18 protein-coding genes are annotated in these 20,202 nt (G+C 65.5%); 6 read left to right on the top strand and 12 right to left on the bottom strand.

The annotated features are described in order from the left end of the window. The first annotated feature begins 104 nt into the window (after window positions 1–104). Both C8C94_RS02400 and C8C94_RS02395 read left to right on the top strand, forming a co-directional pair. On the top strand, window positions 105–2,597 hold the full coding sequence (locus C8C94_RS02400; protein WP_121419587.1) for a Lon protease family protein: 2,493 nt from the start codon (window positions 105–107) through the stop codon (window positions 2,595–2,597). 352 nt (window positions 2,598–2,949) lie between these two features. Then, window positions 2,950–4,740: an ATP-dependent endonuclease gene (locus C8C94_RS02395; RefSeq protein WP_121419586.1), complete on the top strand. Its 1,791-nt coding sequence runs from the start codon at window positions 2,950–2,952 to the stop codon at window positions 4,738–4,740. A 134-nt stretch (window positions 4,741–4,874) separates the two neighbouring features. On the opposite strand, the gene C8C94_RS02390 is transcribed toward C8C94_RS02395, so the two are convergent. Next, a complete protein-coding gene (locus tag C8C94_RS02390; protein ID WP_255424252.1) occupies window positions 4,875–5,468 on the bottom strand; it encodes a serine aminopeptidase domain-containing protein in 594 nt (197 codons plus the stop codon). A gap of 77 nt (window positions 5,469–5,545) precedes the next feature. Between C8C94_RS02390 and C8C94_RS02385 the strand changes: the two genes are divergently transcribed. After that, on the top strand, window positions 5,546–7,240 hold the full coding sequence (locus C8C94_RS02385) for a hypothetical protein (RefSeq protein ID WP_121419585.1): 1,695 nt from the start codon (window positions 5,546–5,548) through the stop codon (window positions 7,238–7,240). A gap of 47 nt (window positions 7,241–7,287) precedes the next feature. On the opposite strand, the gene C8C94_RS02380 is transcribed toward C8C94_RS02385, so the two are convergent. Continuing rightward, window positions 7,288–8,172, bottom strand: coding sequence for an alpha/beta hydrolase (locus C8C94_RS02380; protein WP_121419584.1), 885 nt, complete (start codon window positions 8,170–8,172; stop codon window positions 7,288–7,290). A 139-nt stretch (window positions 8,173–8,311) separates the two neighbouring features. Between C8C94_RS02380 and C8C94_RS02375 the strand changes: the two genes are divergently transcribed. After that, a complete protein-coding gene (locus C8C94_RS02375; RefSeq protein WP_121422650.1) occupies window positions 8,312–8,734 on the top strand; it encodes a DUF1810 domain-containing protein in 423 nt (140 codons plus the stop codon). Window positions 8,735–8,819: 85 nt separating this feature from the next. Here C8C94_RS02375 and C8C94_RS02370 read toward each other — a convergent pair whose 3' ends face one another. Next, entirely contained in the window at window positions 8,820–9,800 is a 981-nt protein-coding gene (locus tag C8C94_RS02370; protein WP_121419583.1) for an AraC family transcriptional regulator, read from the bottom strand. A gap of 144 nt (window positions 9,801–9,944) precedes the next feature. Here C8C94_RS02370 and C8C94_RS02365 point away from each other — a divergent pair, with 144 nt between their 5' ends. After that, window positions 9,945–10,334, top strand: coding sequence for a nuclear transport factor 2 family protein (locus C8C94_RS02365; protein WP_121422649.1), 390 nt, complete (start codon window positions 9,945–9,947; stop codon window positions 10,332–10,334). Window positions 10,335–10,515: 181 nt separating this feature from the next. Here the strand turns inward: C8C94_RS02365 and C8C94_RS02360 are convergent, their stop codons facing one another. The 5 genes from C8C94_RS02360 to C8C94_RS02340 all read right to left on the bottom strand — a co-directional run bounded on the left by C8C94_RS02360 (window position 10,516) and on the right by C8C94_RS02340 (window position 15,628). After that, window positions 10,516–12,816: a xanthine dehydrogenase family protein molybdopterin-binding subunit gene (locus tag C8C94_RS02360; RefSeq protein ID WP_121419582.1), complete on the bottom strand. Its 2,301-nt coding sequence runs from the start codon at window positions 12,814–12,816 to the stop codon at window positions 10,516–10,518. After that, window positions 12,813–13,283, bottom strand: a complete 471-nt coding sequence (locus C8C94_RS02355) for a (2Fe-2S)-binding protein (protein ID WP_121419581.1) — start codon at window positions 13,281–13,283, stop codon at window positions 12,813–12,815. The genes C8C94_RS02360 and C8C94_RS02355 overlap by 4 nt, the downstream gene beginning before the upstream one ends. Before the next feature lie 216 nt (window positions 13,284–13,499). Continuing rightward, window positions 13,500–14,318, bottom strand: coding sequence for an alpha/beta fold hydrolase (locus C8C94_RS02350; RefSeq protein WP_121419580.1), 819 nt, complete (start codon window positions 14,316–14,318; stop codon window positions 13,500–13,502). A 59-nt stretch (window positions 14,319–14,377) separates the two neighbouring features. Beyond that, window positions 14,378–14,812, bottom strand: a complete 435-nt coding sequence (locus tag C8C94_RS02345) for a hypothetical protein (protein ID WP_233573364.1) — start codon at window positions 14,810–14,812, stop codon at window positions 14,378–14,380. Between the two features lie 120 nt (window positions 14,813–14,932). After that, window positions 14,933–15,628 carry a class I SAM-dependent methyltransferase gene (locus C8C94_RS02340; protein ID WP_055393594.1) on the bottom strand — a complete coding sequence of 232 codons (696 nt, stop codon included), beginning with the start codon at window positions 15,626–15,628 and terminating at the stop codon, window positions 14,933–14,935. A gap of 121 nt (window positions 15,629–15,749) precedes the next feature. On the opposite strand from C8C94_RS02340, the gene C8C94_RS02335 reads away from it, so the two are divergent. Further along, complete coding sequence (locus tag C8C94_RS02335; RefSeq protein WP_121419579.1) at window positions 15,750–16,646, top strand: LysR family transcriptional regulator; 897 nt, start codon at window positions 15,750–15,752, stop codon at window positions 16,644–16,646. Window positions 16,647–16,679: 33 nt separating this feature from the next. On the opposite strand, the gene C8C94_RS02330 is transcribed toward C8C94_RS02335, so the two are convergent. From C8C94_RS02330 to C8C94_RS02315, 4 genes are read right to left on the bottom strand one after another with little or no spacing between them, the layout of a single operon-like run. Next, entirely contained in the window at window positions 16,680–17,771 is a 1,092-nt protein-coding gene (locus C8C94_RS02330) for a branched-chain amino acid ABC transporter permease (protein WP_233573363.1), read from the bottom strand. Continuing rightward, window positions 17,768–18,667 (bottom strand): branched-chain amino acid ABC transporter permease, encoded by a 900-nt coding sequence (locus tag C8C94_RS02325; RefSeq protein ID WP_199731161.1) that lies wholly within the window; start codon window positions 18,665–18,667, stop codon window positions 17,768–17,770. The genes C8C94_RS02330 and C8C94_RS02325 overlap by 4 nt, the downstream gene beginning before the upstream one ends. Beyond that, entirely contained in the window at window positions 18,664–19,425 is a 762-nt protein-coding gene (locus tag C8C94_RS02320; protein WP_121419578.1) for an ABC transporter ATP-binding protein, read from the bottom strand. Before C8C94_RS02320 ends, C8C94_RS02325 begins: the two co-directional genes overlap by 4 nt. Beyond that, entirely contained in the window at window positions 19,422–20,198 is a 777-nt protein-coding gene (locus C8C94_RS02315; RefSeq protein WP_233573362.1) for an ABC transporter ATP-binding protein, read from the bottom strand. The genes C8C94_RS02320 and C8C94_RS02315 overlap by 4 nt, the downstream gene beginning before the upstream one ends. Window positions 20,199–20,202: the final 4 nt, after the last annotated feature.

Genomic DNA, 20,202 nt, shown 5'->3' with positions numbered 1-20,202 from the left:
TAGCTGCTTGCGCTTATCCATCAAGCGCTAGCGGCCAATTTGACCCATATTCCGAGATGGCAGACACACTTTGGTGACCTGCCCCTCCCCCAACACCTGTACTGATGCCCGCTTCTGCCCTCGCCCCCCACCAGCTGCGGCTGACGATTGACCCCGCCACGCTGGGCTTTGCCAGCACGGCCGAGCTGCAAGACCTGCCCCTGCCCTGGATCGGCCAGGAGCGCGCGCAGGCCGCCGCGCAGTTTGGCCTGGGGCTGCACCAGCCCGACTACCACCTGTTCGTGCTGGGCGAAGTGGGCAGCGGGCGCGCATCGCTGCTGCGCCAGGCCATGGAGACTGCTGCGGCAGAACGCGCCGTGCCGCCCGACCTGTGCTACCTGCACAACTTCGACACGCCCGACCGCCCCCGCGCCCTGCGCCTGCCGGCGGGCCAGGGCCGCCAGCTGCGCCAAGGCATGGCCGACATGGCCAAGAACCTGCAGGCCGACATCCCCAAACGCCTGGCCGCCGCCGACTTCAAGGCCGAGGCGGAGCGCATCGAGAAAACTTGGCAGGCGCAAGAAGGCGAAGCCTTTGCCGTGCTCGACGCGTTTGCCGAAGCGCGCCAATTCCGCCTGACCCGCGAGGGCGGGCAAATGGTGTTCACCCTCACCGGCCCCAAAGGCCAGGCGCTGACCGAAGCCGAAGCCCGCGCCCTGCCGCGCGAGCGCCGCGCTGAAATCGACGCCGCCGAACAAGAACTGCGGACCGAGATTGCCCGCTTTCTTGAAGCCGCCCGCCCGCTGGAGCGCACCCGCGACGACGCCCTGGCCGCCCTGCGCCGCCAGACCATCAAGCCCCTGGTGGAACACGCCCTGCACGACATCCGCCAGGGCCTGCGCAAGCAGATCAAGGACACCGTCAAGCTCACGCACTGGCTAGACCAGGTGGAGCAGGCGGTGCTGGGCGGCATCGACCTGTTCGAGCCCCTGGACGCCGAACGAGGTAGCGACCAGGGCGCCGATGCCGAAGACGACCGCAAGGACGCGCTCGACGACCTGCTGGCCCGCTGCCAGGTGAACCTGGTGGTAGACAACCACGGCCGCACCGCCGCGCCCGTGGTGGTGGAAGACAACCCCACCCAGCGCACGCTGTTTGGCAGCATCGAGCATGGATCGGACGCCGACACCGTGCAGGCCGACCACACCGGCATCCACGCGGGCAGCCTGCTCAAGGCGCACGGCGGCTTCATCCTGCTGCACCTGCACGACCTGGCCGCCGAAGAAGGCCTGTGGCAACGCCTGCGCCGCTTCTTGCGCTGCGGCCGCCTGCAGATCGAGGAAGGCGGCGGCGGCCCGGGCCATGCCCCCGGCGGCGCCGTGGCGCTGCAGCCCGAGCCGGTGGACGTGGACGTGAAGATCGTGCTGATCGGATCGGTGGACGAGTACTACGCCCTGCAGGACGCCGACCCCGACGCCGCGCGCCGCTTCCGCGTGAAGGTGGACTTTTCAGACCACTTTGCCGCCACGCCCGCCACCCACCACGCCACCGCCATCCTGGTGGCGCAAGTCTGCAAAAAGCGCGGCCTGCCCCACTTCGGCCCCGACGCCGTGGCCCTGCTGCTGGAGCAAACCCACCGCGAGGCCGACGACCAGCGCCGCCAGAGCGCACGCTTTGCGCACACCGAAGCGCTGGCCATTGAAAGCGCCTCGCTGTGCAAGGCGCGCGGCGGCCCCCTGGTGCAAGCCGCCGACGTGTTGGCCGCCCTGGCCGCCCGCACCCAGCGCCACAACCAGCCCGAAGAAGAGCTGCACGACTCCATCACCGAGGGCGAGCGCCTGATCTCGCTGGCAGGCTCCATCACCGGCCAGATCAACGCCATGACGCAGATCGACCTGGGCGACTACCGGTTTGGCTTTCCAGTGCGCATCACCGCGCGCACCTTTGCCGGGCAAGAAGGCCTGCTCAACATCGAGCGCGAAGTCGATATGTCCGGCCCCATCCACGACAAAGGCGTGCTCATCCTGCACAGCTACCTCACTGCCCTGTTCAGCCACGTGGCGCCGCTGGCGCTGAATGCGTCCATCGTGTTCGAGCAGGAATACAGCGGCGTGGAAGGCGACTCGGCCTCGTGCGCCGAGCTGTATGCGCTGCTGTCCAGCCTGTCAGGCCTGCCCCTGCGCCAGGGCATCGCCGTGACCGGCGCATTGAACCAACACGGCGAGGTGCTGCCCGTGGGCGGCATCAACGAAAAGATCGAAGGCTGGTTCCGCGCCTGCCAGACTGCAGGGCTGGACGGCACGCAGGGCGTACTGATCCCCGCCCGCAACCAGCGCCACCTGATGCTGGACCGCAGCGTGCTAGACGCGGTGGAGCGCGGGCTGTTCCACGTTTACACCATGGGACATGTGAGCGAGGGGATTGCGCTGCTGACGGGGGAGGCATCAGGCATGAGCCCGGCCGAACTGCTGCAAGCGCAAGCCGATGAGTTGGCCGGGGGCGCGGCCACGGTGGAAGACACGGTGATGCAGCGGGCGGAGCTGACGCTGCGGGCGTATCGGAGGGCTTGTCAGGTGGCGGGGGGTGCGCGGAGGGTGCGCGGGGGGCGGAGTCGATAGATATGCCAGTGGTCCAGGATATTGAATGCTCAGGGTTCTGGCTGTTTGCGGCGATTCTTGTCCGCCACAAATCCGCATGCATCCCCCGCTCGCAGGGGGCTAAGGCGGCACTGCCGGGTGTTGTGATGCCACACCACTTGAGCGAGCGGATTTGATGGCGCAGTAGCCTCAAAATCTCAAAGACCAGACGCTACAAGCCCCTCCAGGCGACCTTCTAGATGCCAGCTTGTTGCTGACACCTATACCAAGAGTCGCGAACCTGACCTACTCTGTCTACAAGCCGTATGCGCGCCCGTCCTAGCGCAGAAACCATTGAAGCCCGGACAAGTAAAGTGACGCCCGGGGAGATCGCATGCACATCAAAAAAATCACATTGCACCGCTTTAAGCAGTTCCGCGACGCAGAGATTGAGCTTGAGCAGGGCCTTTCGCTCGTCGTTGGAGGCAATAACTCTGGCAAATCGTCCATTCTTCAGGCTCTTGCGACCTGGCAGTTTTGTAAGACCATGCTTGAGATCGAGAAAGGTCGGTCTAGCTGGCTACAAACCAAGGCGAAGACAGGGCTGGGCATGGGCATAGCGGACTTCACGCCGATGCAGATACCTTCGCTGACGCACCTGTGGACGAACTTAAAAACCAACAAGGACAAGGAGCCCGACGGGTACACGTTGAAGATCGGCGTTTATTGGAACCTGCTCGACGGACAAGAGCGACACTTAGAAATTGGGCTCTCGCAGGCCAATGACCGACTATTTATGCGGACAACGTCAACTAACTTGCTGGCGGCCGAGATTGTCGATGCGAAGGGGGGTGCGGTGGACGGGAACGTGCCTCGCGTGGGTTACCTGCCACCATTCGCCGGGATTACCGATCGCGAGGGACGACTGACGCCTGCGATGCGGGAGCGTTTGATAGGGCAGGGCCTATCCGGCGGGGTGATTCGCAACGTGCTGTTCGACTTGCACGAACACAACAAAAAGGAACGAGAACGCCTGCGAGGCAACGGCACGAAGCTCAAGAACTCGTCGCTCAAGTGGCTTCGAGCGAATGACCCGTGGGAGATCCTGCAGCGGACGATGCAATCAATCTTTGCGACCGATTTACGAGTAGTACCCTTCAACGAACGTTTCCACAGCTATATCCGTGTTGAGAGCGCAAAAGGCGAACTGAAAGGCGACAAGTTCACACGCTATCCAAAGTACACACCGCGAGATCTCATGGTGGAGGGTAGTGGCTTTCTCCAGTGGCTAAGTGTTTACGCCCTTGCACTCTCACCAGACGTTGACGTGGTCTTGCTCGATGAGCCCGACGCCCATCTAAACGCGACGCTGCAAAAGGAACTCCTCATGTCCCTTGCAGACGTCGCTACCGCCCGCGGCAAGCAGGTCTTGATGGCGACTCATTCTCCCGAACTCATTCGCTTTTACGACCACGACAAGATTCTTGCAGTAAATGACCGCAAGGCTAAGTACCTTCAAGAGGACGTTGGAAAGGTCAAGGTGTTGGGTGGTATCGGGACAATCCACACACCTACCCTTCACTTACTAATGGAGCACAAGCGCATGCTCATTTTGGAGGCAGAGAGCGATTGGCGCTTCCTCCAGTCAATTGCCAAACAGGCAAACTTCGCTTGGCCGAAGAACGTCGTCCCGTGGTATTGGACTGGATCTGCTGGAGAGCGACTTCAACTCTATCGGCAGCTTCTGTCTGAGATCCCGGGACTCAAGGCCATAAGTATTCGCGACCGCGACGACGAGCCAGACGCAACTGTCGAGGCTAGTCTTATCGACAAGTCGTTTATCTCAAAGGAGCCCAACTTTACCGCCATGAAATGGAGAAGGAGGCATATTGAGAACTACCTTCTTTGCTCGGGTGCGATCGCTCGAGCCGCCGGTTGTGCAGAAGAGGAGGTGGCGGATTTCTTCGCTAAGCACGCATTGGTCGTGCCGGCGGACCCTACTCCTACTGACGTGGCCCTAGCCATTCGCGACGCGCACGGCAAGGAGATTTTCATAAGCGGAGAATCAGTCGCAAAAAACTTTAACGTGACAAGGGATGACGTCGCCAAGAACTTGGCACAAAACGAAGTCCCAATAGACATGCAAACGTTCTTCGCGGCACTCACCGCGCTCGCGCAAATTTAGTTTGAGCAACAAGGAGGGGGAATACTCTCTTTCAGCTATAGACGTCAATCAAACCGCTGAAGGCGGACAACAGCTATCAGACTAGAGCGGGCATCGCTCAGATCGCTACCACGACGTCGAGCATCGACTCCCCCTCAAACACGCGCCCGCAACCACGCCACAACATCCCCCGTCACCTCATCCCGATTCGTCTCATTCAAGATCTCATGCCGCGCCGCCAGGTACAGCTTGACCGTCACATCGGCCACACCCGCATCCCGATACCGCTGCCCCCGTTGCTCCAATAAGACCTCACCTACAGCCAGCGGGTCCGCGTCGCCGGATGCGATGAGGATGGGCAAGTCGCTGCGGATACGCGCGAGCAGCGCGGGGTCGCCCAGCCGGGGCGCGGGGGCGAAGAGTGAAGGGATCACGTCGTACGGCATGTCCCAGCCGCACCACGGGCCTGCCACGTAGGCGTCCACCTCGGCAGCGTCGCGCGACATCCATTCGTAACCGGTGCGGTGCTCGATGCCTGCGTTGAATGCTGCGAGCCCGGCGGGCGCATCGGAGGGGGCGTTGGCCATGGCGGCGACGAACAGGTCGAGAACGGTGGGGCCTGACAGGACGGCGCCGGACCAGGTGAATGCTTGGTACAGAATCACCGCCTGCGCTGCGAAGAAGCCCATGGAGTGCCCGAACAGTAAGGGCGGGAGGCCGGCATGCTGCCACGCGACGCGAGCGTGCAGTCCATCTCGTGCGGCGAAGCTGCCCGGCCCTGATCCCGGCTAAGCTGCGCGAGCCAACCCTTTGTATTCGCTCAGCCATGCCCTCTAGCCTTCACCTCTTCGACCCCGATCGCCATGCCCTGCCGCTGCCCGAAAACTTTGCGGCACTGGAGGCCATGCGCGAGTTGCTGCACGCGCGTGCCGATGGCAAGAACCTGCGCTTTGTCGAGTTCGCGCTGCGGTTCGAGGATCGCTTCAAGGACGCGGGCCGCACCACGCCCTTGCAGCAGGCCAACGCCTGCCGTCGCGCGGCATGGCAGTTTGACCTGCCAAACGTGGATGAGATGCCTGCATACCGGGCGGCTGTGGAGATTGCCGGTGCACTGGGATTGGTGGCGTATGACGCGACGCTGGGCGTAGGTTTTCTGCCCGACGGCCGGGTAGTGCCGACCGAGTTCGCGCAAGCCGCCACGCCTGTTCCGCCCGCCAGCAAGCTGCCCTGGGGGGCACGCCCGCCAGATGCGTTAAACGGCGAAAGCGAGGTGCGAGAGATTTTGGCCCCCGCACTGGCGCGCGCTATGGCTGGCAGCGGTTTTGAGCTGGAAGCTGCGCCACCCGACCAGCCCGGCGCGCCCATCGTCCTCGCCCGACGGCTCGGTGCAGTGCGCCAGGTGCTGGCAGTGAATCTGATGCGCTATGAAGTGCTGAACCTGACCCTGCGCGTGTGGCATGACGCTTGCACCGCTGTGCTGGCACAAGCCCTGGGCCCCGAGCCTCACCAGGACACCGCCTTCGAGCTGGGCATGGCGTTCTTCGAGCCCGGGCCGGGATCCCTGCACCGCTGGACACTCGAACGTCTGTCGCAGTTGCCTGCGGTCCTTGCGTTGGTATGTGGTCGCGTGCTGCCCCTGGCGGGCCTGTGCAATGACTTGCATGGGCTGGACCAACTGCTCAACGACGCCAGCGCCGACACGGTGCGTACTCCCTACCGCAACGCGTACACCTGGTCGGGCCGCCCTGACGGCTCCGACGGCTCGCGCAGTCTGCGTGAAGAGGCCTTTCCGCTTTCGCAGCGCCTAGTCATCGCCCACCTCAATGGCAACCCACTGGCAGCCGCCATCGCCCGCGAGCTGGAGGACCACTGGCAGCACAGCAGCTACTGGCGCGCCCCTCAGGAGCGCGAGGCCCTGGCGGCCGTGCGCGCCACGCTAGCCCAAACGCCGCCACTGGCCCACTGGAACGACATAGCTGCCTGGCGGACCGCACTGCGCCCTATTCCCGCATCGCTGCAGTCGCACACCCCCGACCCGCGCGGGCGGCGCTGTCACCACTATGAAGTGACCGAAGCCTTGCACCAGGACCTGCGCAAAGACCCAGGTGGCTTTTGGGCCAGGTTCGCCGGTCCGGATGGTGCTTCGGAGCTCACGCGCGTGTGGCAAGACAAGGCCTCCACCTTGCCTGGCTCCGCGCGCATCCCCCCGGACGGCCTCGGATGCCATGTGGCCACTCTGCCCGGCAGGGCTGGTGAGGGCGCGATCAAAGTGGTGTGCCTTTGCTTTCCACCCATCACGGGCCTCGACGAGCATCGCTTCCTGGCACTGGCTCGCCGCGGCGACATATCACGCATGTTCCGCATGGGCTACGAAAACGGACTGGACGACGACGGCCAAATGCAGCTACGCATCGAGTACGGGGTACGCCACGGGAACGCCGACGTTGTCACCCGCGAAACGCTGGATGCCGAGCTGAACATGCAGGCATTCCTACAGAGGGTGGCAGAGCTCTTCGCATGAACTGGCGAGGGAGCCGCTTCAACAGACTGCTGCTACGGGAGCCGTGACTACGCAATGCGGGAACGCGCCCGCAGCCACGCCACGATATCCCCCGTCACCTCATCCCGATTCGTCTCATTCAAGATCTCATGCCGCGCCGCCGGGTACAGCTTGACCGTCACATCGGCCAGCCCTGCATCCCGATACCGCTGCCCCAGTTGCTGAATCAATGCACCGCCTGCGGCCAGCGGGTCCGCATCGCCCGATGCAATCAGGATGGGCAAGTCGCTGCGGATGCGCGCTAGCAGCACGGGGTCAGCAAGCCGGGGGGCGGGCGCGAAGAGTGAAGGAATCACGTTGTCCGGCATGTCCCAACCGCACCAGGGGTCTGCGACGTAGGCATCTACTTCCGCAGCGTCGCGCGACAGCCATTCGTAGCCGGTGCGGTGCTCGAACCCGGCGTTGAATGCCGCGAGCCCGGCGGGCGCATCGGCGGGGGCGTTGGCCATGGCGGCGGCCAACAGGTCGAGGGCTGTGGTGCCCGACAAGATCACACCGGACCAGGTGGATGCGTGGTCCAGGATGGCCGCCTGCGCTGCGAACGAGCCCATGGAGTGGCCAAACAAGAACAGCGGAAGCTGCTGCCCATGCTGCGCGCGCAGCAATGCGCCGAACTGGGCCACGTCGGCAATGAGGCCGTTGAAACCAGCGCTGCCAAAGTGCCCCAGCCGCCCACCAGCGGTGCGCCCGTGGCCGCGATGGTCCACGGCGTGGACGATGAAGCCTGCGGCGTTCAAGGCCCGCGCAAAGCGGTCGTAGCGCTCGCCATGCTCGGCAAGGCCGTGGGAGATTTGAACGACGCCCACTGGTTGGCCCGGGGTTTGGGCCCAGGTGTAGGTGGTGACTTGGGTGCCGTCTGCGTTGGACTGGAAGGAGGAGGTGGTGGTGCTCATCGGTTCATTCTGGCATGGGGTCTGACTGCGTGTCACGCGCACGCGCCCCCTCCCCTGCACTGCCATCACCATTCAATTCTTGCCCTGCCAAGGGTTCGCAGTCACCATCCACTGCAACCAGCCCACCACCCAATCCAGCATGCCGCTCCCCCCAGTTCTCGACCGTTTCCTCCAAGCCCAGGAGCCCGTCTGGCCCCGTGTGATCGCCGAGCTGCGGGCGGGCAGGAAGCGCACGCATTGGATGTGGTTTGTGTTTCCGCAGATCAATGGTCTGGGACACAGCGACATGGCGCAGCGCTATGCCATCCAGTCGCTGGCCGAGGCGCAGGCTTACCTGGCGCACCCGGTGCTTGCCGGGCGCCTGCGCGAGTGCTGCCAGATCCTGCTGGACCTGGAGACGTCTTCTGCTCTGGATGTGTTGGGCTCGCCAGACGACCTCAAGCTGCGCTCCAGCATGACGCTGTTTGGCGAAGCTTCTGCGCCGGGCAGCGTGTTCGAGGCGGTGCTGCAAAAGTATTTCGGCGGGGAAAAAGACCCGCGCACGGTCCAACTGCTTGGGTAGCTTGCTGGCTGCTGGCTGCTGGCTGCGCAGCTGCGGGCACCGCGTATCTCGGGCAGGGCATGCCCCGGCGCGGCGGCCGGGCCGTTCAGGCTGTGGGCCGTGGGTGAATCGGGAGCGAAGCCGTTGCCTGCAGGCGCCCCGCCATCCCCTGCTGATGGGCCGTCTGCCTGCTGCGAAATTCGGTCGGCGTGCACCCCGCCTCCCGCTTGAAGAACTTGGCGAAGTTCGCCAGATCGCTATAGCCCAGCCCCTCGGCGACGCGCGCCACCGGCCAGGTGGTGTGGGCCAGCAGGCGCTTGGCCTCCAGAACGATGCGGGCAGAAATGAAGGCCTTGGGCGTGACCCCGGCTGCTTCCAGCGACGCGCGCACCAGGCTTTTCTCGGAGCAGCCCAGCTGCTGCGCATACCGGGGCAGCTGGTGCCAGGCGGCAAAGTGCTTCTCCACCAGCAACTCAAACGCCTTGAATCTCTGCAGCGCGCGCCCCGGGGGAGCACTCTGCGCGGACTGCTGCTCATGCGCCATGCGCAGCCGCGTCAGCAACGCATAGAGCTGATAGCGCAACAGGGCATGGGCATGCAGCGATGCGGCGTGGGTCTGCGTGTCCTGGTGCATCTGCGCAATGGCGTGGGCAATCACCTGCGCGCTGTCGCTGCCCAGAACCCACGCGGTCGGCAGGCCGTCCAGCCCGTCGATCGGGGTCTGCGCCTGCGCGGCGGGGGCCGCTGCCCACAGAAATTCGGGGCGGAACAGCACCATCCACCCGTCCCAGTCCTGGGTGTCTCCAAAGCTGTGGGCTTTGCCGGGCCGCAAGACCAACACCGAGCCCGGGCCGCAGCGCACGTGCTCGAAGTCCACCAGGTGGAGGCAGGTTCCCTGCGTCACAAAGATCAGGGTCGGAAAGGCGTAGCGGTAGGTGGACGCCAGCGCCTCGCCGCCCACCCGTTGCCGCAGGTCCGACACCCGGAATATCTCCAGGTCGAGCGGGTACAGCCCCTCGGGCTGGTAGCTCAGGTGCTGGATGTCGGGGTGGCGGGCTGCGGCGGGCTTGTGATGGCGTGGGGTCATGGGTCAGCAACGGCGGGGCGCAGGGGTTTGTCCTGAAGTGACAGTAAATCGCCCCATTTTCACCGCCTGCGGGGGCTTTGATTGTCCAACAATGACCTCACAGCGCCACAAGGGGCGTTGCCCCAAAACCACCAAGGAATCCCCATGCACGCCATTGAAATCGCCAAAACTTACATCCAAGCCGCACAAACCGGCGACCAGGCCACCCTCGGCCGCGTCATCTCGCCCGACGTGGTCTGGCACCAGCCGGGCCACAACCAGTTCTCGGGCACGCACCGTGGCATGGCCGCCGTGGGCCAGATGCTGGGCCAGATGATGGCGGTGTCGAAAGGGACGTTTGCGATCACCCGGGCCGACCACTTCATGGCCAACGGCGACTGGGTGGCCGTGAGCATCGAGTTTGCAGGCGAGCGCGACGGCCTCACGCTCCTGCAGGCGGGTGTGGATCTGCTGCGTATCGCCGATGGAAAGATCGTTGAAGTCCGCCTGTTCTCCAGCAATCCGGCACAGGAAGACGCATTCTGGGGCCAGTAACCCGCCGCCCCGCCAACCATGACCGTGGCCACACGCGCTGCCTCATCAGAGGGGACAGAGCGTGCTGGCGCTTTTTTGAGCCAAATTGCCACTCAGCGCTTACTGATAAACAGTTATTTGCTATTTAATTTATAGCAAACTGTTCTTTGATTCGAGGCGCGTGGCACATCCCTCGCAGAACTCAGGTCTTGACCAACTGATCGCGCAGCGGCAGCGACCGGATGCGCTTGCCTGTGGCAGCAAAGATGGCGTTGAGCAGCGCTGGCGCCACGGGCGGCATCGGTGGTTCGCCCACGCCACCCGGGGGCAACTTGGGATCACCCCCCACCAGGTGCGTGCGGATGGTGCGGGGCGACTGCGGCAGCCGAAGCACTTCGTAATCATGAAAATTGCTTTGCTGCACCCGCCCGGCTTCAAAGGTGATCTCGCTGCTCAGCGCGAGCGACAGCCCCATCACACAGGCGCCCTCCATCTGCGCACGGATACGCTCGGGGTTGACCTGCGGGCCGCAGTCGAGCGCCATGTCCACCGCCACCACCTTGACCTGGCCCTTGCTGTCCACTTCCACCTCGACCACCGTGGCGGCATAGGTCACGAAGCTGTAGCCCAACGCGAGCCCCAGCCCATGGCCGTTGGGCAGGCGGCGCCGCCAGCGGGCACCGCGTGCCGCTGCTTCCACCACGGCGCGCATGCGGCCGGTGTCGATGGGGTACTCCACGGGTGACTCGCTGTAATTGAAGCTGTCGGACAACGTGGTCGGGTCGATCTTGCGGTCCGGCCCCAGCAGCGCCAGGGCGTACTGCAGCGGGTCTTTTTTGGCGCGGTGGGCCAGCTCATCCACAAAACACTGCGTGGCGAACACATGCGGAATGTTGGCCACCGAACGGAACCACCCGATGCGCGCATGCGCAGGCACCTCGGCACGTTCAATGCGCACATTGGGCACGGCAAATGGCATGTTGGTGGCCGACATGCCTGTTTCAAACGGTGCCGCCGCCTTGGCGCCTGGTGCAAACAGTGAGGTGATGGTGGGTGCTGCCGTGCGGTGCAGCCAGGCCAGGGGCAGGCCATCGTCCTTGACCACCGCCTCCAGCCGGTCCAGCGACACGGCATGGTAGTAGCCGTGGTGGATATCGTCGTCGCGCGTCCACACCAGCTTGACGGGCGTGCCTGGCATGGCCTTGGCCACCAGGGCGGCCTCGGTCACGTAATCGGGCTTGGACTTGCGCCCAAAGCCGCCACCCAGCAGCAGCACATTGACTTTGGTGTTCTCCGGCTTGATGCCCAGCGCTGCGGCGGCGCCATCAAGCGCAGCCTGCGGGTTCTGCACCGAGGTCCAGATCTCGCACGTATCGCCCGTCACCAGCGCTGTGGCCACCGGGGGCTCCATCGTGGCATGCGCCAGGTGCGGCACGTAGTACTCGGCAGTGAACACCTTGCCTGCGGGCGCATCGCTCAGCGCCTTGGCCGCATCGCCGCTGTTGCGGTAAACCGTACCCGGTACCTTGACCAGCCGCTCTTGCTCACGCCGGAAGGCAACAGATTCGTAACTGCCGTTGGCACCGTCGTCCCACTGTGGGTTCAGCGCTGCGCGGCCCTGGGTGGCCGCCCAGGTGTTGCGCGCCACCACAGCCAGCCCGCCCAGCGGCTGAAAAGCCGCGGCACCGCTGAATCCGGCAATTTCCACCACCTTCAGAACGCCCGGCACCTTCAAGGCGGCGTCCCTGTCGGCAGAACGCAGCTTGCCACCCACCACGGGCGGGCGGGCCACCACCGCATACACCATGCCGGGCAGTCGCACATCCATCCCGAAGGTGGCCTGGCCACGCGCAATGGCGGCCATGTCCACACCGCCCACCCGGCCCTTGCCGATGTAACGCCACTGGGTCGGGTCCTTGAGCCGCAGCTCGCCAGTGGCCGGAACCTTTTGTTTGGCGGCATCCACGGCCAACTCACCAAAGCCGAACCGGCGGCCCGTGGCGCGGTGCAACACCTCATGCTGCACCGCCTGCACTTCTGCCACGGGGACGGACCAGCGTGCGGCAGCGGCTGCCTCCAGCATCTGGCGTGCTGCGGCACCCACTCGGCGCATGGGCTCCAGAAAGTGGCGCACGCTGCGCGAGCCATCCACGTTCTGATTGCCAAAACGGGCTTCGTCGGCAGGCGCCTGCACGACCTTCACACGGTCCCAGCGCGCCTCCAGTTCATCGGCCACCACCATGGGCAGGCTGGTGCGAACGCCCGTGCCCATCTCGGCACGGTGCGCCACGATGGTCACCGTGCCATCGGTGGCGATGGAGACAAACACCAGCGGGTTATCAACCGTGCCGCCAGGCATGGACGCAGCACCAAACTTCTTGGCGCCGTCTGCAGTCTGGGCAATACCGTCAACGCCAGCAGCCAGCACGAACGGGGCCGCTGCAGCCTGCAGAAAGCGACGGCGTGCAATGGTGTGCGTGGAAGTAGGTGTGGCAATGGTCATGCTTTTTCTCCTGCCAGGCGGCGTGATGCCAACTGGATGGCCGCACGAATGCGGGGATACGTTCCGCAGCGGCACACATTGCCGCTCATGGCGTCATCGATCTGTCGGTCATTGGGTTTTGGTGTGGCCTTGAGCAACGCCACCGCCCCCATGATCTGGCCAGCCTGGCAATAGCCGCACTGCGCCAGGTTCAGTTCTACCCACACCTGCTGAACCACTTTGCCGACCTTGTCTTGCTCCATGTGCTCGATGGTGTGCACTGATTTGCCCACGACCGAGCCGTGGGGCGTCAGGCATGAGCGGATGGCCTGCCCGTCCACATGCACCGTGCAGGCGCCACACAGGGCCATGCCGCAGCCGAACTTGGTGCCGGTCATGCCGAGTTCATCGCGCAACACCCAGAGCAAGGGGGTTTCGTCGGGCGCATCAGTGCTGCGCACCTGCCCGTTGATTTGGAGTGTGGTCATGCTTGGCGTCCTTGAGTCATTCAGTGGGCGCAACGGTACAGACGCCGTGCCTCGCAGACTAGAGCGCTCTGGCTTCTTGGGCTTATTAATGACGCTAATGAATGACCCAGATATCCAGTGCAATCCCTGTAGCTCAAGGTCACCCGTCAAGTTCACACTCGGTTAGGGCCACGACCCACAGGGGCGCCCCACCATGGCGGCATCCGGCACAGGCTGCTACTGCGCCTTCTGCGCATCGCGGGATGCACGGGTGGCACGCACCGCCTCTCGAACCGCGCCGACCACGGCCTCGGGCTTCTCCAGCGGAATGCCGTGGCCGCTGTCCACCCACACCTGGGTGGAGCCCGGGTACAGGTGCGCGATGTCGGCCCGCTTTCGGTTGGCATCGTCGGCCAACGCAGAAGGCGCACCTGTGGCGCGCAATGCGCTGAGCACCCACACGGGCACGGACGGGTCCACTGGCAGGTTGGACACTTGGTTGCCCGTAGCATCTAGCGCTGCCAACTCCTGCTTGGCCGTGTCCGATGTGGTTGCTCGGAACACCACTTTCAGCCACGTGGGCCAGTGCTCCGGGTTGCCAGCACCTTTGACTTGGTCGGGATGGGTCGAGTCCACCAGCACCAGTGCCGCCACCTCGCTAGGGTGCTTGCGCGCGAACAGCTGCATGTACAGGCCACCCAGCGAATGCCCCACCAGAACATACGGCGGGGGAAGGTTGCGGGCCTGCAACAACGCCCTCAACTCCTCCACCACATGGGTGCCATCGCGCGGCTGCGCAGACGCATCGCTGTGGCCATAGCCCGCACGGTGGTAGGCGAACGACCGGCTTTCCGCCATGGCGTCAGGCCAGACCTTGGACCACCAGTCCATTGTGGCCCCCAGCCCGTTCTCGAACACCACCACGGGTGCCCCCTGCCCTGCCAGAACGAACTCCACCTGGCGCCCACCCACGATGTCGGTGGTTGTGCCCGGCACCGTGGCGCAGCCGCTCAAAACAAGCGCCAGCAGCATGCCGGCCCAGCGCCATCCTTTCATGCTGTCTGGTTTGCGGGGCCGTGGAAGGCGGGAGGGATAAAGCGGCTGCCCGACAGCATTCAGCAGCGCCCCGCCGTGCGCAGCAGCGCATTGCACTCCTTGCCCGCACTGCGGCCCCGCTGCTCTGCGGCCGCCGCTGGTGCCGGGTTGCTACTGTTGCCCGCGCTGCCCACCATGGCTGTGCAGATGGCGTCGGAATGGGGTGTTTGCCCAAAGCTCATGGCCTTCTGAAAGCCTGTGGCGCCGTACACGTAACACCGGTAGGTGGCGCCGTCGCGGGTGTTGACGGTGTAGTTGACGCGGCCACCGGTTTCCTCCTGGCGGTCGGTGATGGTGAACTGGCCGGCAGTCCGCCCGATGGCTTGCGCGGTGCGCTGCTCCAGGCCCGACTGGTCGAGGGTGGAAGCGCAACCAGCGAAGAGCGCCAGGGTCAGCGCCCCCGCAGACCAGCGAACAAAGCGGGTGCGGTGCGATGAATGGGAAGAAACAGACATGACAGGCTCCTTGGGATCAATGGGGAATGAACAAAACGGCTCGGCAAAAACCAGCAGGCAAAACAACTCCCTGCGCCCCCAAAAGGGCCGCATGCGTTGCGGTGAAAGGAGGAGGAAAGATCAGCCCGGTTTGCGGGCCACGACAAAGGCGCGGATGTCCTTGCCGCGCGTGCCATGCCGCTCGGCGCAGACGATCTGCAAGCCCTGCTGCACCATGGCCGACTGCAGCCGCTGTTCGCCAAAACACAGCACGGGCGGGGCCTTGCCAATGGCGCGCATCAGCGGCACGGCCAGGTAGGGAATCAGCGGGTTCATCTCGGCAAGGCAAGCTGTCTTGGAGATCAGCAACCCACCCGGCCGCAGCACCTGCACCACCTGCTTCAGCGCATCGTCGAGGTCGCTCGCCAGGTGCAGCACGTTGAAGGCCAGCACCGCGTCGTACGCCGCCTGCCCAAAGGCCGCGGCCTCGGCGTCGGCCACGGCAAAACTCAGCTGTGGCGAGGGCTGCGCGGCCAGCCGCTGGTGGGCAATGGCAATCATCGCGGGCGAGACATCAGTGGCCAGCAAGCTGCGGGTGAAAGGCGCCAGGCGCAGGGCCGTGCTTCCCGTGCCGCAGCCAATCTCCAGCACGTCATGCTGGGTGGACAGCAGGCCCTGCACGCGCTGCAGTGTGGCCTCATACCCCGCCAGGTCGGCAATGGGGTCGGCTGCGTACTTGGGCGCGATGCGGTCCCAAAACCGCGCTTGGGATGCCGCAGCCGAACGGACCGCAGAGGGAGAAGCGCTGGAGGCGGGAGCAATGGCGGGCAAAGACATGGATACGGTTCGGGGGAAGTGCTGACGCGGTGGAATGCAGGAAGGAGCAACACCCGGATGCTATCCATGCATTGAAGCGCAGGAAACTGCGGTAAATTGCAGTGAACATATACGTTTACGCATGGATAACCTCGACTGGAATCAGCTAAAAGCCTTTCTGCAAACGGCCCAGACCGGCTCACTGTCTGCCGCCGCGCGCAAGCTGGGCCTGACCCAGCCCACCCTGAGCCGGCAGGTGGCCGCCATTGAGCAGCAGATGGGGGTGACGCTGTTCGAGCGCGTGGGCAAGGCCATGGTGCTCACGCCCACGGGGCTGGACCTGTTGGAACACGCCCGCGCCATGGGCGCTGCCGCCGAGGCGCTGGGCTTGGCGGCTAGCGGGCGGTCGCAAGCGGTAGGGGGCGTGGTGTCGGTGTCGGCCACCGACGCCGTGGCCGCCTACCTGCTGCCGCCCATCGTGCAGCACCTGCGCGCGCAGGAGCCAGGCATTGCCGTCGAAGTGATCTCGTCCAACGCGCTGAGCGACCTGCTGCGCCGGGAGGCCGACATTGCCATCCGCCACGTCAAGCCCGAGCAGCCCGACCTGATCGCTCGCCTGATCCGTGAGGCACAGGCCTACTTCTACGCCTCAGAGGACTGGGTCCGGGCCCACGGCCATCCACACAACGCACAGGAGGCCGCACGCCTGCCCTTTGTGGGCTCAGACCGCAATGGCCAATACCTGGCGTACCTGCGCCTGCACGGGCTGAACCTGAGCGAGGACAACTTCAGCTGCTACTCCGATCACACCGTGGCCCACTGGGCGCTGGTGTGCCAGGGCATGGGCATTGGCGCCATGATGACCGAGATCGCCCGCAAGACGCCGGGCATGGTCCGGGTGCTGGACGACCTGCCGCCAGTGCGCTTTCCCATCTGGCTGGTGTCCCACCGCGAGCTGCGCACCTCGCGGCGGATTCGGGTGGTGTTTGAGGCGCTGGCGGCGGGGCTGTCCAACGGGGAGTCGCAGGACGAGCGCTGAGCGCGGCACGGACCAAAGCTCAGCGGTCCGTGACTATGTGTGCCCCTCACTCGTACCCGCTCCTGCGGCGGCCCGACCCGCATCGACCTTGTGCGGCGCCCGCGAGCGCACCCGGTACCCCGCCGACAGCAAGTGCAAATCCCAGCGCTGCTGCACCGCCCCCCATATGCCCTTGGGCAAAAACAGCGCAAACAGCATGGCAATGGCGCCCAGGCCGATGAGGTACAGCACACCCTGCCCGCCCCACGCAGTCTCTACCGCAAAGAAAAGCAGCGCGCCAAGGATGGGGCCTTCCATGGTGCCTATCCCCCCCACCAACACCATGAATATCATGTAGGCCGTCCACTGCACGCTGAAATAGGTCTTGGGCTGAAAGCTGATGGACGTGGCGAGCCACAGGCCGCCCGCCAGGGCGCAGCCAAAGGCCGACAGCACAAACACCAGCCGCTTGATGGCGACCACGCGCACGCCGAGCGAGATGGCTGCCACCTCGTTGTCACGAATCGCCTGCGCGGCCGTGCCCACCTTGCTGCGCAAAAGCAGGAAGACCACCCAGCACAGCCCCGCCATCGCAGCGAGAGCCGCCCAGTAGGTATAGGCACGCCGGTCGTCGGCCGCGTACTGCTGCAGCGCGATCATCGAGGTGCCCGTCTCTCCCTGCACCAGACTATCGAGGTTCACACACAGGTGGGCCAGCGCGGCCACCACCCACATGCCGATGGCGAACTCGCCACCCTGCAGCCGCAGCATGAAAGCCGCCAGCGGCACCGCCGCCAGCGCCACCAGAACGGCACCCACCAGCAGCGCGGGGTAGGGCCCCAGGCCCGCATCGGCCAGCCGCACCATGGCGTAGGCCCCGAGGCCAAAGAACGTCTGGTGGCCAATCGACACCAGCCCGGCGTAGCCCGCCAAAGCGTTCCACATCACGGCCAGGATCACGTAGATGAACAGTGTGGTGAGCCTGTCCACCGTGCCCGCCTGCAGCCACAGCGGCCCCAGGCAAAGCACGGCCAACAGCAGCACGGTGGCGCTGGCGAAGGCGATGGACGCGCGCGTCCATCGCTGGATGACCCATGGGGATGGGCCCGTGATTGCGGAGGGAACAGAGATCGTTGGAACAGTCATGGCACAGCCCTGCGGCGGGAGGAGAAGAACATGCGCAGCGCACCGCTCGCGTAGAGCCGGGCCAGCAGGATGACCAAAAAGGTGGCGTGCCCGGCGATGAGAAACCCCTGGGGATGCACCTGCGCCCCCAGGTTCTGCGCCACGCCCAGCACCACGCCGCCCAGCAAGGTGCCCCACAGGGATCCGGCGCCGCCGATGATCACGGCCTCAAACGCAAAGATCAGCTGCTGCGGGCCCGAGAACGGATCGAACGTGGCGCGCAGGGCCAGCGACGCCCCGGCCAGCGTGACGGTGACCATGGTGATGGCCGAGGCCGCCGCAAACACCGTGCCGGTGCGCACGCCCACCAGGCGCGCGGTGTCGGCGTCTTCCGACGCTGCGCGGATCTGCCTCCCGAGCGCCGTGTGCGCCAGCATGGCTTGCAGGCCGCCCAGCAGCAGCACGGCCAGTACCAGCACCAGGGTGGGCAACCGCCCCACATACAGGCCGCCGGGCAGCTCCCAGCTGTCATACGCCAGCGTGCCGATGGACGTGGCCAGCGACCGCGTGTCGGCGCCAAAGTGCTGGAACAGCACGTTGTCGATCACGCTGGCCAGGCCGAACGTGGCCAGCAGCGGCACCAGCGCGCCCAGGCGCGCGCTGCGCTCCAGCACCAGCTTGTGCAGCAGCCAGCCCAGCAGCGCCATGGCAGGCACCACCGCCAGCAGGGCCAGCAGCGGGTGCCAGCCCATCGGTTCGGCCAGCACCCACAGCAGGTAGGCCGCCACCACCGTCAGGCTGCCGTGGGCCAGGTTGATGATGCGCATCACCCCGAACATGAACGACAGGCCGCAGGCGAGCAAGGCGTAGTAGCCGCCGAGCAGCAGCCCTTGAATGATTTGATTCAGCAGGTTCATGCGGCCTCCTTGTAGGCATGGCGGACGTTGCTGACGTCATGGGCGGCCTCGGGCCGCTGCGCGCCAAAGTAAAACGCGGTGATCTGCGCGCGGGTGAGCTGGTCGGCGGGCGCATCGGCCACCACGCTGCCTTCCAGCATGCACACGATGCGGCTGGCCACGGCCTGCACGCGCTGCAGGTCCTGCTCTACCAATACCAGCGTAGTGCCCTGCCCCACCACGCCACGCAGCGCGTCGTACACGCCCTGCACGGCCAGGGGCGACAGGCCCAGCGAGACCTCGTCGAGCAGCAACACGCGCGGGTTGGTCATGAGCGCACGGCCAATGGCCACGGCCTGCTGCTGCCCGCCCGACAGTTCGCCCGCCTTGGCATTCAGCTTGGGGGCCAGCTGCGGGAAAGCGTCCAGCACGGTGTCAAAACTCCACTGCCCGCGCCGCCCCGCCGCGCGGGCCACCAGCAGGTTTTCGCGCACCGTCATGCCCGCAAACAGGCGCCGCCCCTCGGGCACCAGGGCCAGGCCCTCGGCCACGCGTTGGTGGGCGGGCAGGCGCGTGATGTCCACGCCCTCCCACCGCACCGTGCCGCTGCTGGCGCGGTGGGCGCCGGCCAGCGTGCGCAGCAGCGTGGTCTTGCCCGCGCCGTTGGCCCCCACCAGGGCCAGGACGTCGCTCGTGTGCACCTGCAGCGACACATTGCGCACGGCAGGCAGCTGCCCGTGGTGGGCGTTCAGGCCCTCAATGCTCAACAAAGCGCTCATGCGACCACCCCGCCCAGATAGGCCTCGACCACGGTGGCATCGTTCAGCACGGCCTGCGGGTCGCCGCTGGCAATGATCCGTCCGCCGTCCATGCACACCAGGCGCGTTGCCACTTGCAGCAGCACATGCACCATGTGTTCGATCCAGACGATGGCGATGCGCTGGCTGCGAAGGGTGTGCACCAGGTCCACCAGTTCACTGGCCTCAGCATCGGTCAGCCCGCCGCCGATCTCGTCGAGCAGCAGCACCTGGGGGCCGGTGGCCAGCGCCCGCACCAGCTCCAGCCGCTTGCGGCCGAGCAGGCCCAGCGTCTCTGCACGGCGATTGGCCAGCGCTTCCATGCCACACAGGCGCAGGCACTCCATGGCCCGGTCACCCGCATCGCGGGCGTGCAGGCCCGCGCCATGCGTGGCGCCGGTGAGCACGTTTTCAAACACCGTCATGCCCAGGAACGGCCGAGGCACCTGGTGCGTTCGTGCGATGCCTGCGCGGCAGCGGTCTGCCGCGCTGCGGGCGCTCACATCCACACCCTGGAACCACACGGCGCCCTGGCTTGGCGCATACGCTCCGGCCAACACGTTCAGCAGCGTGGTCTTGCCCGCACCGTTGGGCCCGACAATGCCCACGGCCTCGTCACTGCCCACTGAAAAATCGAGCCGGTCCAGCACTTTGAGCGCACCAAACCGCATGTCGATGCCCTGCGCCTGCAGCAGCAACGGCTGCTGCTGCGGCCCGCCCGCTGACGGGCTCCAAAGGGGTTGTGGAAGTCGCATGGAG

Origin of the sequence: Acidovorax sp. 94 (assembly GCF_003634645.1) — a bacterium.
Classification (GTDB): domain Bacteria; phylum Pseudomonadota; class Gammaproteobacteria; order Burkholderiales; family Burkholderiaceae_C; genus Acidovorax; species Acidovorax facilis.
Note: the sequence above shows the minus strand (reverse complement) of the source record. Positions and strands in the feature narration are given on the sequence as shown.